The organism is Nostoc sp. CCY0012 (assembly GCF_963920855.1).
Taxonomy (GTDB): domain Bacteria; phylum Cyanobacteriota; class Cyanobacteriia; order Cyanobacteriales; family Nostocaceae; genus Cyanocohniella.
In genome coordinates this window covers 20443-33633 of the sequence record NZ_CAWUDM010000004.1, presented here as the reverse complement: position 1 = coordinate 33633, position 13191 = coordinate 20443, and the positions used below count along the sequence as shown (strand labels likewise).

Annotated in this window: 8 protein-coding genes; 5 read left to right on the top strand and 3 right to left on the bottom strand. The window is 37.9% G+C overall.

Features of this window, described 5'->3' with window-relative positions:
• Positions 1–207 precede the first annotated feature (207 nt).
• The 5 genes from ACM0OS_RS01740 to ACM0OS_RS01720 all read left to right on the top strand — a co-directional run bounded on the left by ACM0OS_RS01740 (position 208) and on the right by ACM0OS_RS01720 (position 8230).
• Positions 208–1191: a cation diffusion facilitator family transporter gene (locus ACM0OS_RS01740; RefSeq protein WP_414541431.1), complete on the top strand. Its 984-nt coding sequence runs from the start codon at positions 208–210 to the stop codon at positions 1189–1191.
• Between the two features lie 139 nt (positions 1192–1330).
• A complete protein-coding gene (locus tag ACM0OS_RS01735) occupies positions 1331–3436 on the top strand; it encodes an alkaline phosphatase (protein ID WP_414541430.1) in 2106 nt (701 codons plus the stop codon).
• A gap of 217 nt (positions 3437–3653) precedes the next feature.
• Complete coding sequence (locus tag ACM0OS_RS01730) at positions 3654–4097, top strand: carboxypeptidase-like regulatory domain-containing protein (protein WP_414541429.1); 444 nt, start codon at positions 3654–3656, stop codon at positions 4095–4097.
• A gap of 1077 nt (positions 4098–5174) precedes the next feature.
• Positions 5175–5597 carry a hypothetical protein gene (locus ACM0OS_RS01725; RefSeq protein WP_414541428.1) on the top strand — a complete coding sequence of 141 codons (423 nt, stop codon included), beginning with the start codon at positions 5175–5177 and terminating at the stop codon, positions 5595–5597.
• Between the two features lie 398 nt (positions 5598–5995).
• The gene (locus ACM0OS_RS01720) at positions 5996–8230 is read left to right on the top strand and encodes a hypothetical protein (RefSeq protein ID WP_414541427.1); all 2235 of its coding nucleotides are present in this window, start codon (positions 5996–5998) and stop codon (positions 8228–8230) included.
• Positions 8231–8235: 5 nt separating this feature from the next.
• Here ACM0OS_RS01720 and ACM0OS_RS01715 read toward each other — a convergent pair whose 3' ends face one another.
• From ACM0OS_RS01715 to ACM0OS_RS01705, 3 genes are all read right to left on the bottom strand, one after another.
• Positions 8236–9762, bottom strand: a complete 1527-nt coding sequence (locus ACM0OS_RS01715) for a serine/threonine protein kinase (protein WP_414541426.1) — start codon at positions 9760–9762, stop codon at positions 8236–8238.
• A 136-nt stretch (positions 9763–9898) separates the two neighbouring features.
• The gene (locus ACM0OS_RS01710) at positions 9899–11494 is read right to left on the bottom strand and encodes a serine/threonine protein kinase (protein WP_414541425.1); all 1596 of its coding nucleotides are present in this window, start codon (positions 11492–11494) and stop codon (positions 9899–9901) included.
• Positions 11495–11873: 379 nt separating this feature from the next.
• Complete coding sequence (locus ACM0OS_RS01705; RefSeq protein WP_414541424.1) at positions 11874–13052, bottom strand: esterase-like activity of phytase family protein; 1179 nt, start codon at positions 13050–13052, stop codon at positions 11874–11876.
• Between the last annotated feature and the right edge of the window lie 139 nt (positions 13053–13191).

The window sequence follows — 13191 nt, the reverse complement described above, 5'->3', positions numbered from 1 at the left end:
GTTCAGACATTCTCATATGACAACTTAATTTATCTCCCTAAATAATTTTGAGAGATTTTCTCAAAAATTAGGGGATAAAAATCTTAATTATTGCTACGTCAAAGATTGTCTTTGATGAGCTTATTTTCCCTAATCTATGAATAGAGATATGCTTGCTGCCAATTTTGTAAGCGAGTCAATTTTGTGCTGCTACTAATAAGGTTTGGGATGATGTTTTCACTTCAATGGTGTGGTTGTGGTTGTGCAGATGATTCTCCAGAAATGCTGCAAATTCAGCAAAAAACTAAGATTTTATGGCTAACAGCAGGCTTATTAACTTGTTTTTTTATTGCTGAATGGAGTGTAGGTTTGTGGAGTCAAAGTTTATCTTTACAGGCCGATGCCGGACACATGTTTTCGGATATTACGGCTTTGGTAATCTCACTATTTGCTAGTTACTTAGCCCAAAAACCAGCCAAGGGTAAGGCAACATTTGGCTATCAGCGTGTTGAAGTTTTAGCAGCTTTATTAAATGGATTGACTTTACTAGCGATCGCTACTTTTATTACTTGGGAAGCAATCCAACGCTGGCAACACCCAGGAACAATTTTAGGCTTACCAATGTTGGTAGTTGCAGTAACGGGTTTAATCATCAATTTATTAAATATTAGTTTGCTACATCCCCACACTCATAATGATTTAAATTTGCGGGGAGCTTTACTACATATTATTGCCGATACTGCTAGTTCTGTAGGGGTAATTATTGCGGCTGTAGTTATTCATCTGTGGGATTGGTGGTGGGCTGATGTCGCCATTAGTTTAGTAGTGGCAACGTTTACAGGTGTCAGTGCATTACCTTTAGTCCAAGAAAGTTTAAAGATTTTTTTGGAATATGCCCCCAAGTCAATTAACCCAGTTGAAGTGGAAATATTAATTCAATCTTTTCCCCAAGTTATGCAAGTAGAAAAACTACATATCTGGACAATTAGCAGCAATAAAGTCATGCTTTGTGCGAATTTGACTGTGGAATGTACAACTAATCAAGAACGCGATCACCTACTTAATAAGTTGCAAAATCACATCCAAAAAACCTTTGGAATTACAGAAACAACTTTACAATTAGCTGCACCTCCAAAACCAGCCAACATTCCCTTACATCCGTTATTTAACCAAGATTTATCTTTGATGTTAGCTGCCAACAAATCAAATTAAATATCAATGGCAGAAATGAATAATTTTCTCCTTTAAATTCCGTTTTAAACATGATGCTTATTGGCTTTTTTTACCAGTCAAAGCATAACTATCACCAATTTATTAATTGGTTGCTAATTACTATGAGGTCTGTTGATCGATGAAAGATATTTCCGGATTCGAGTCTGCTTGGACTCGATGGCAAACAGCAGGAAAATCACTCGTATTAGTGTTACTCTGCTGGTTGGTGACGACAATCCCTGCTAGTTCCCAACCATTTAATGACTTAGAAAAAGAAGTCAGAATTTGGCCAACCAACAATACCACTTTTTTGGTAGACCAACGTTTAGATTTAAGGGTAGAAAGTACATTCCCCGCAGAATCTGGACAGGAACCAACTTTAACTTCTTTGAGAATCAATGGAACCGACTTCACCAATACTTTTTCTGAAGGTATTAACGAACAGTTGCAATTACCTGGTGGTGAAATTGAAGTTGGTAAGCCATCAGAATCAACACTCTTTGGTCAAACACTCCGAAACTACTCATTTAATAGCCCTGGTACTTATGAAGTAGAAGCCAGAGTAAATATTGATGGTAGAGACGTTGTGGCTCGCAATACTTATAAAGTACAGCGTTTCCAACCCGCAGGCGGACTCAATCGCATTATTTTTTATGTCGGTGACGGTATGGGGGTTCCCCTACGGACTGCGGCACGTATCATGCAGTACGGTGTCAAAGATGGACAACCTGCTGGCCATATGCAAATTGAGCAAATGCCAGAACTAGGCTTAATGTCTACTCACTCGTTGGATAGTATTATTCCTGACTCTGCTAATACGGCGGGTGCTTGGGCTTCGGGGGTAAAAACTATCAATAACGCGATGAATGCTGTCCCCGATAATACTCCTGAGAATCCCTTCGACAATCCCCGCGTTGAAACTTTACTGCAATATATGAAGCGGAAGTACAACTGGGGAATTGGTTTAGCTACTACTGCTTACACTACCGATGCTACGCCAGGAGCATTTGGTACTAATATTATTGCCCGTGGTCAAGGTAATGCGATCGCCCAAACTTACTTTGACTACTTTGATGATGATTTTAACTTACCTGCCACTGGCTACCAAAGTTGGAAAGAATTAGCTCAACCCGTTGATGTGGTTTTAGGCCCTGGCGCCCGCGACTATGTTCCTGAATCACGCATTGCGGAATTTAGAGATACTGCTTTTCGTCGTGATGGTCAAGACCTGAGTTTAGTTGCTAAAGATTTAGGCTACAACATAGTCAAAAATGTCAGTGAAATGAATGGCGCCCCCAATAACCGCCCGATGTTGGGATTGTTTTTGGGAGACTTTCGTGAAGGTTCAGCTTTAGGCGCTTTAAATATTCCTTCTGAACTTGATTTATTGATTTCTAGAGGTAGAGCCACAATAGAAGGACGTGGTGCTAGTGAATTAGATCCTCCTGTACCCCCAGAATTTGCCACCATTCCTACACTTGCAGAAATGGAGCGCAAAGCAATTGCTGTTTTAGATCAATTGCATCCTGAAGGCTGGATTTTGCAAATAGAATCTTCTCAAAGTGACAAATTAGCACACCCCCTAGATACTGACCGGACACTATATGAAGTCTTAGCTCTAGATGAATCAGTGAAAGTGGGACGTGAATATGCTAGAAGAGGTGGTAATACTCTGTTAGTTGTCACTTCCGACCATGCCCAAGGTCAAACCATTGGTGGTACTGTAGACAGCGTTGGTATTCGTGAAGGTAGAGTTGACCTTAGAGATGCTATGCGTTCCTTTGGTAATGCTGGTTTTACCGACTATGTTGATGCTGATGGTAACGGCTTCCCCGATGATGCTACTCCACCCAACAAAATAGCTATTGGTGTTTCAGCGCGTCCAGTTTTCCGTACTGACTTCTTGACCGATGACCTGAACCGAGCGCCAGCTATCGGAGGCGATGGTACTCAAGTCAATCCCCTACGTGATCCTGATGGACTACTACTAACAGCAGACTTGCAACGCTCTACTACAGTTGCTAACCATACGGCTGATGATGTGGCGATCGCCTCTGAAGGGCCAGGTAGCACATTATTTAACGGTACGATTGATAACATTCAAGTATTCCAACGCATGGCGGCGGCGATTTCTGGCGTGCGCGATCGCAATAACTTAGCACAGTTGTTAAGTGATACCAGACCAGCACCCCAGCGTCCAGTTCGTCCTACACCTCCAGTGCGTCCGGTGCGCCCAGTTCGTTAATCTCAAAACAATTCGCAATCGATAATTCCCCATTGCAATCAGTAGAAGGTTAAATCTTCACTGATTGCAGAACACTAAAATAGTGATTCAGTTAATTACGAATTACGTACAGCCCTAGCGGGCATAGGCCCTAGCGGGCATAGCTTCGCTTACCGCGTTAGCGTGCCGTAGGCTCTATTACGAATTAATAATTATTCACAAGTAGGTGCAAAACATCATGAAACTAAAACTTCAGCCTAATTTTTGGCGCTTTCGTTCCAAGCAACTACGAAGATTGTTTAGTGGCTTGTTAGTTTTGAGTGTGGCCATCGCCGCCATCGCCATTCAGCAGCCGGCTATAGGTTTCTGGAATCAGCCCCAAGGCGATAGCGTAATTTATGGTAAACTCGCCGATACCCATCTTTGGAAAGGTGTACCGGGAGAAGACTTGGTGAAAAATGCCAAAGTCACCATCAATACTCTCCCACCCCAAACTACTCGTACTGATGAACACGGTAACTTCTGGTTTAAGAAATTACCAGATGCAGACTATCTACTCAAAGTTAAGTTACCTTACGACAAAAAAGAGTACAGCTTTAGAACTCAGGTTCATGGCAAAACAGGTACATTCTTAGATGTAGCAATGGATGAGGAACACAACCTCGAAGAAATTGATTACTAAAGGCTGGGAGATGCAATTAGATCAGGCGATAGCGCAAGCGCTGTTTCTTGGATGCCCGGAGGGCTTTTGTCAGTTCGCCCTGACTCTAGTTCTGTTATTACTGTAATCAAGCTTAAATATTAGGGTGCATTTTGATTAATGCGCCCTATTTTGTGATATATAAAGATTTGCTTCGGTAAGAATCAGCAATATATAGAAATAAAAACCAAAGCTTTCTCTTTTATTAATCTTTTATTAACCTAAAATGTTCATCAAATAGTGACTACTTTAATGCAAGTAATTTAAAAACACTGTAAAAAATTTTTAGCCTTGATCCATTTGCCAATCATTTACAGCATTAGCGATGCGTCTATATTTTATCAAGAATTTATAAATTGTTTTTTGCTTGACTTGACAGTTTCAGCGTGTTTGGCTATTAATAATTATCACAAACCCGATAAAGCTACAATAGCTATTATTTGTCGTAGAGAATACAAAAAATTACTCTAATACCATACTTCGTCCGAGAGACAGAGTAGAACTTTTCCTAGCAATAGCAAGGCTTTGGAGCTTGTAAATTTATTGCATATCATGAGATAACTGCTGCTGATAGCAATTGTTATCTCTCAGGTAAAAAACCAAAAATTTGCCTGATTTTCTCTATTTATTATTAAAATAATTCAATATTGATAGCTGAAAATTAATTTTATTTATTTTTCGATGTTTAGTTTTAATTACCAAAAATTGCTTTATGGTATTTTAAAATCAGGTTAAATACAGCTAGTTGATTGCTTGAATACGTAATTATTTTAAATTAATTTTTAACCGCTTGACTAAGTAATTGCTTTTAAGTAATATAACTCTGTCATCAGATTTACGCACTGCAAGTTTTAAACAAAACTTAACCTAAGTTGTGCCGAAATATAATGTTTCTTGACTTCAGATACTGAAAAGTAACCACACCTTAAATTCAACAGTTTATGTTGAACAAATAATTTTTGCTAACAGTAACTGAGATAGTGAAATTTTCCCCAGCACAAATGCCAGATGCGTACATCGTCAGCACATTGAAGTTTAAATAATTAGGAATAGAAGTCGATGAAATTCAACAAAAAAGTAGCGATCGCGTTAGTTGCAGTTTCCGCTAGTGTATTTGGCTTCGGTTCTGTAGCCTCTGCTGGTGAAGGTGGTGCGGCTGGAGCTGTAGCAGCTACACTTGACGCTGATGGTTTGGTAACTGAAATGGCTGCTGCTGGAGCTGTCGGTAAAAATGATGCAGCTGCTACAGCTACCGGTAACTTTGGTATTGTTTCAGCTTCCGCTTTGGGTAGCGCTGGCGTCATCGAATTACTCAGCGATAACGGATTTTATTCCTTTTCAGACTCTAATTTTAGTGAGAGCGAAGTTTACAGCAACGTTACTCTCACAGGTGGCGCAGATACAGCTTTAGGAGACAGCCAAGCTAACTCCATTGCTACCTTCACCGAAACCCCCATTGGATCTATTGAAACTGGGTTTTAGTTTTGTGAAGCAAAATGTATCTATTTTTCTGGTAAATCCCAGAAAATGATCAGGGTATCAAGAATTTAAGCGACAAACTGATACTATCCTCAAATTCTCTCTACCCCAACCCTTTTGTGTTTATCTGTTAGAGACACGAGGCTATCGTGTCTCTAGCTTATTGTATCTAAAACACTCATAAATGCTAGTCACATAAGCTAAATAACAATAGTGCAATTTCATTTACAAATAGAGTGAAAATTTGATTTTTCAAGATATTTCTGGAATTTCTGTTACAAATGTTTATAAGTCTTTCGCTTCGCAAAAATTTAAAACTAGCATTTGTACTGTTATTTAGTTCAGCAACAATATTCTTTTCCAAAGCAGTCTGCGCTCAGATACCTGCAAATACATTAGAGTTGGACAGTTTAAATAGTAATGGCAAATTAAACTTATCACCAACCTCTGAAGCAGAAAATAATAATCAAACATTAAGAGTAGCAGATTTAGCACCAAATAATTCTCAGTTTCCGTCTTGTCCTACCAGCCACACCAGACAACAAGAATTTAACGCAGTTACAGATTTAGATAAAATTAATTCCCAGCTACAATCTTGTCCTCCTAATAAAATTAGTCAAACAGAATCTAATCCTAGACAACTAGATCCACTAAAGCCACCATCAGATCCACAGCCACAGGTTGATGAATTAGAAGGGGAGCAAATATCTCCCACAAAAGAACCACCCCAAATTGATCAAAATTATATTATTCCCCCCAGAGTCGCTGATCCGCAAAAAATACGTCCACGCACAACTAGCATCCCTCTTAATGGTGTATTAATTAATCATTTAACTCAAGGACAACTAGGTGTAGGTTCAAGCTTTAGTAATCTTCAAAATACTACTTTTAATGTTAACGGAATTATCAAGCTTAATAGCCAAGTCCAAGAAAATTTGACAACCAATAATATTTTTACTGTAGACCAAACAGGAGAATATCTACAACTGCAAACGGTAAGACAAAGCAGAGAGATTATTGTTAATCTCAAAGAACCCCAAACTGTATTAGGTACAGATTTCCAATTAAGCTTGACGGCTTCTTGTATCTTACCGGATACTAACCCAGATGATATATGTACATACACTCCTGGTTTAACAACTGCTGATATTAACCCTGATACTCTGATACCAAATCGGATTTTTCAAACTGCAACAGTAGGTGATGTAGTAGCGCCAGAAACACTAGCTACAATTCAGCAACCGGGTTTTCAATCTGGGGCTAATGGACAAGAAATTGGTATAAACTTATCTTTACCCAATACAGGTTCACTTCTTGGTAATAGTACTGGTAATCAACTTTCTATCACCAGAAGGGAAGAAATAGAAAATACACCAGCCGCAGTTTATTCTAGAATTAGACAAATTATCAAAGTCAATGATCGCGAAGCTGTGATAGGGCGTACAGTACGGGGATTTGGATTCATCTTAAATGACGAAAATACTTTACTAAATACAGCCTTGCAACTAGGATATAGTTTGTTTCCAGATATTAACCCTAGCATTGCCGGATCAGCGAATCGAGTCAATTCTAATGTCAATAATAATTTGTTTTTAGCGGCTAATAATGTCCGGCTACCTGCTAATAGTTTTACTGCTTATCATGGAGGGATAGGACGAGCGCAGAGTGTTCCGCCCAAAGCAACAAATTTAACTCAAATACCTGCTGCTAATTTTAATGGTATCTGGTTAGGTGCTTCTCCTGTAATTAAACGTAGTTCTGAACTGAGTACGCGTTTTGAACAAATTAGCCCCCAGACAGTTTTATTTGAGGGTGGTGAAGAAGGCGGCTTTGACTCTAATGTGAGTTTTGCTTCTACTATTAATAATCAAAATTTTTCCACAGCAGAATTACAAAACTTCTATGCTCAAGTCTATGTGACTATTTTAAATCAAGAAGTTAATAATGTAACATCTAACAGATATCGAGAAGCGACCAAATATGTACCACATCTCAGTTTTACAGGAAATATTACAGGAACACAGGATGTTTTGAGATATTACACTGGTATCATAGGTGCCGACCAAATTAAAGCTTATGGTGGTGCAGATTTTACTAAAAATACCTCCAATGGATGGAGTTTTTCTGGCGGTGTAATCGCCTATGTGAATCCTGATGTTGACTACTACAGTCAAGTCTTAGGTAATATCGCTAAACGCATCCCCTTGAGTCGAAATAGCAATTTAGTTTTATCCACTGGGGTTAATTATGCTTTTGATAGAGAAACTCGCCCCAACGACTTTGTGAATTCATTGACATTGAGAACAAGAGTTAATTTAGGTAATACTTGGTTGGCGTTGACTAGCTACGTGGGAGATGTTGTCCCCGATTCAATTAAAAATACTCTAGTCACCAGTTTGGGTATTCAATTTAACCGCAACTTTGCTGTATCCGCATATTATGCACCCATTAATGAAAATGCTGGACGCTCTGTATATGGTACAACAGCAAGTTTTACACTCGGACAAAATCAGAATAGTCCCAGACTCAATCTATCGTGGAGAAATAATGAGTATGACTATGGCACTGATAGTTTGGGTAATCAATTAGCAGCAAAGGAGAATATCTTCAGTGTATTCGTGAGGGGTCGTTTTTGAACAACTTACTTAGAAGCTGTGACTACAACCTGAGGATTTAATGCCATTTGTTTTAGCATCCGGCTTTGCATTTGTTTATACTGCTGCTTTAACAGATTTTTGCTCAAATGAGCTTGAGATGAAGGTGGTAAACCTTTACTTTGTTCTACCCAGGTTTTCAACATTTGCTGCTGACGAGGATCTATTTGACTACTAAGAACTTTGACGCAGGAATGGGGCGGTTCCAGGGTAAAGCAAATCAAAGGGTAGCTTTCTTTATTTGCTAATGCATATACCAATGCTTGATTTTGGAGATTTTGCATATCCAAATAACAGGGTAACCATTTCGGTCCCAGTGCTAGAGTGTAAAGTGCTGTCACCCACAACAGCATCGGATGTGGAGAGGTGATGAATATAAATTGATGACAAACCTGAGAATCTGCACGTTTTTGGATCTCTTGTTGAGACAACATCAGCCATAGTGTGGCCATACTTCCTTGTGCAGTATCTAGCAACTGAGGAAAAACAATTTCTTGAATCGGTTTATTTTGTGGCCATGCAAGTTGCTTGCAATTTTTTTCTCTGAATATAGGTAATCCAGTTGTTACAGGTATATTACGGGTGGATGGGGTAGCTAAGGTTGTGGGCCAACCAGGACAAATAGACTTTTCTACACTATTTAATACTTGTAAGATGGCAGTCATATTCTGGGGGCGATCGCTTGGTATTTTCGCCAGACAAGCCATAATTAAATTATTCAGCTGCTGAGGTATTTTTAGTTGAGGATTAACCTCTGCGATCGCTCGTGGGGCTTCAAAATGATGTGCTTTATACCAAGCCCCAAATAAATCTGTTTCTGGCTCCCAGGGTTTAGCACCTGTGAGCATTTCAAACATTAATACTCCCACACTATATATATCAGAGCGACTATCTAATTCGCTACCCTCTAACTGTTCGGGAGATGAGTATGGCAAAGTGCCGTTAAAGCCTTTGTTGGTGCTAATAGTAGCATTAGAGTTTAAAAATTTTGCTATGCCAAAATCTAGAATTTTGACTAACTGACCTAATATCGGGTCGGGGACAACTAATATATTTGCTGGTTTGATGTCTCTATGAACTAAAGGATAAATTTTTCCATCGATATTAATACCTTGATGAGCGCACTGTAACCCCAAACAAATCTGACGCGCCAGGGTGACAAACTTAGGCAAAGGCATGGGAATTAAATCTTTTAAACTTTTGCCATTGAGATATTCCATCACATAAAAAAGTTTCCCTTCTTCACTGATGCCGTAATCATGCGCCCGGACAATATGTAGGCTTTTTTGACTTAATGCTGCACTCATTAAGGCTTCACGAGCAAAGTCCTGTTTCATTTTGGCACTCGAAACAGTTTGAGAAAGGAATTTAATGGCAACTGGTATTCCCCCTAGTAAAATATCATCTGCTAAAAAAACTTCTCCCATACCACCCCTGCCAATTAAGTGCTTGAGTTGATAGCGCTTGGCCAGCAACCCTGTATTATGTGGAGAAGTAAATGCACTTTGATTCACTTGTACAACCTCTATTGTCGCTGCATTTTAAGTTTCATCAGATAAAGTTTTCTATATAGCTTAAAATCATTTCTGAAAATTTCCTCCTGATTTTTAGGGTCTTGTATTTTTAAATATCCCAGTTTTTATATAGTAATTAATCATGTTTAATAAATTTTAAAAATCTCCCAAATATTTTTGCAACCCAAGTTTTAAAATCATTCCTTTCAATTGGGTGATTGACTGACAATTTTTTCATAATTTCCATTTTTAGTTTTTCATACTCTGATTTTAGAAGAGTTTTAGCTTGGCTTGCAGAAATTAAGGCATTTGATTTTTGGTTTAACATTAACCAATCTGTAAGTTGCTGACGTTGGACAGCAGTTAAAGTTAAAGTCATGACATGGGCGCAACGCGTCGGTTCTTCTAAGGCAAAGAATAAGAGGTGATAATAGCCTGTATCTGCTAAAACTTTTACTATTTTTTGCCCTCGATTATCTTTCATGTCGAGAAAATAAGATAACCAACGTGTTAAAGAAAGCTGGGCATCATATAGCACTGTCACCCACATTAACATGGGATATATATTCATTTTGGCAATAAATTCAGTACTATGAGTTTTTTCTAAGAAACTGGCAATTTCCTGTTGGGGTAGCATTGCCCAGAAAGTAGGTAAAATGCCTTGAGTACTATGCAATAAATGAGGGAATCCTATAGGTGCAATGGGTTTGTTTTTAGGCCAAGCTTTCTGTAAACACTCTTTTTCGGTGACAGAAGTTAGAGGAACTAATTGTAATGGTGATATAGGCTGTGAACTATCAATATCGCTATTGTTTTTTGTATTAATTTTAACTTTAATTGATTCTAAATCGTCTAGAATTTGACCAATGTTTTGCGGGCGATCGCCTACTTCTTTCGCCAAACACTTGATGACTAATTTTTGTAATTCTGGTGGTATTTGAACTTGGGGGTTAACTTCTTCAAATGTAGGAGGAAGTTGAAACCGATGGGCTTGATACCAACTACCAAAGGAATTAGTTTGTGTTTGAAATGGATGTTTTCCTGTGAGCATTTCAAACATTAATACTCCCAAACTATATATATCAGAGCGGACATCTAATAATTTACGTCCTTCCATATGTTCTGGAGAACAGTAAGGTAAACTACCAATAAAAGAATCGGTTAAAGTCATACCACTACGTTCTGTTAAGAACTTAGCAATGCCAAAATCAAGAATCCGCACAATTTCGCCTTGTTTGGCATCTTCAGTAATAAATATATTTTCTGGTTTAATATCTCGATGTACAATTGGATAAATCTCACCCTTGAGGCTAATACCTTGGTGAGCGCACTGTAAACCTAAACAAATCTGAGAACCAATATCTAAAAATTTTGATGGTGTTAGTGGCTGAATTTTCAGGATATTTTTTAAATTTTTTCCCTGAAGATATTCCATAACATAAAATGGCGTTTTATCTTCTGTAACGCCGTAACTCAAAACTCGGACAATATTTTTACTTTTACGACCAAGTTGAGCGCCAATAAAAATTTCTCTAGCAAAACGTTGGGATATTTGCTGATTTCCCAAACTCATCATCAAAATTTTTACAGCAACCAGCATCCCTCCCTTAGCTACATCTTCTGCCAAGTAAACTCTACCCATTCCCCCTTTACCAATCAAATCTTTTATTAAATAGCGATTATTTAAAAATTTTCCAATATAAACGTCTACTTCGGTTTTGGGATTCAGCATCTTGGGAAATTTTACGCTATAAAATAATTTGTTAACCCTAACAATAGGTATAGAAGCATACCCTTAATCTTTTTATTGTAATCAACGAATATCTCCATAGACTTATAAAATAAATCATGCAAGATAAAGATTAAAATAATCATAGGTTAACTTTCGATAAAAATGTTACGTATCCTTATGCAAAAAGTCTTAAATATTATGTAACATATTGATTATAGTAAGCGTATGAGGAAATTCACTGAACCAATAAATTAACTAGATCAAATTGCCTAGTCATAACAGTGAATCCACGGTCAAACAATTTTTAATTTTAAATTGACGTTAGCACAGCGAATATATCCCAAATTCAAAAGATAAAATTATTACGGTCAATTTAGGGCTATAAGTTAGGTAATAAACGCCGTAAAAATCTCATAATTGGTGATTCTATTTTGAGTTTAAAAGCAAGAATCTGATTACGTTGCAGTGAATGAAAATTATTATCACTAACAAGAATTAATGAGCGCTGTCCATCTGGTAGCCGAGGGCCAAGAGTTAAACCTTCAATGTTGTCTAACAATACATCTAACTTGCTCAGATTTAATAACAGTTTTTTACTGACTGGTTGGATGTTTGCAGATTCCATTGCTAACAGGCTATTGATATTTTGAATTTCATCAGCGCCTTGTAAGGAAACTTGAAATAGGGAAACAGCAAAGCCCAAACCAGCAAAAGACCGTTCTATACTCAAGAAGTGTCCTTGATTATCCAAAGCTAATAAATCAGGTAATCCACTAGCAAACCTACCAGTCAAATTTAAAATTTGCGGAACTGGTTCTGTTTGGTACAGAAATTCTTTTTCTGGCTTATTGGTGAGCAGATTATATTGCAAAATCCGGCAAGGACTACCCAGATTTGGTTTAGCTGCTGGCCCATCTTGCATTAAGGCATTTTCGGTAGCTGTAAATAAATGCTGATTGTTGGGGGTAATGGTGAGGCTTTCAAAAGCTAAATTGTTGCGTATACCTTGATTACCATTTTTATCGGGTAAGAATTTATTGGGTATGGGTAACTTTGCTAGTAGCTTCCCAGAAGATAAAGAAAATTCTTTAATAAAAGGATCAATTAATTGTCTGACATCGCCTTCAGAAGAAATGAAGGCAGTTTCTCCATTAGTGTAAGCAATACCTTCTGTGTCGGTTTCACCCGCAGGAAATGTTTGACCATTTTGATCTAGCAAAGTAGTTACACCTACAGGCTGAACATCACCATTTTTTAGATAACCTTGACTTAAGTCTATTTTCAGAGTGTAGAAACGGGCTGGTGCTTTTTGTCCTCGATCATCGGAAATGGCATAATACAAATCGTTCTTGGCATCGTAGGTAATTCCCGATAAGCCACCAACTTCAGTTTTTTGGAAAATTAATCCTTTGGGTATAGTTGCTTCACCAATAAATTCTATACTACTAATTTCAACGGCATCTGTAGATAAATTTATGAATAAAATGCTAACAATTAAAATTGCAATCCCAAAATATATAATTCGGGGAAACTTTAAAATTTTTTTGATTAGCTTCATGAAGTAAAATTGCGTAGGCTGGGAGTGGGGAGTAGGAAAGAAGATTTTTTGAGATACAGAGTTTTTTTAATAATTAAATAGGAGTCATACAGGCGATCTCTTCTTCTAAAATATCGACCAGATGCGTCTAGAACAGGCA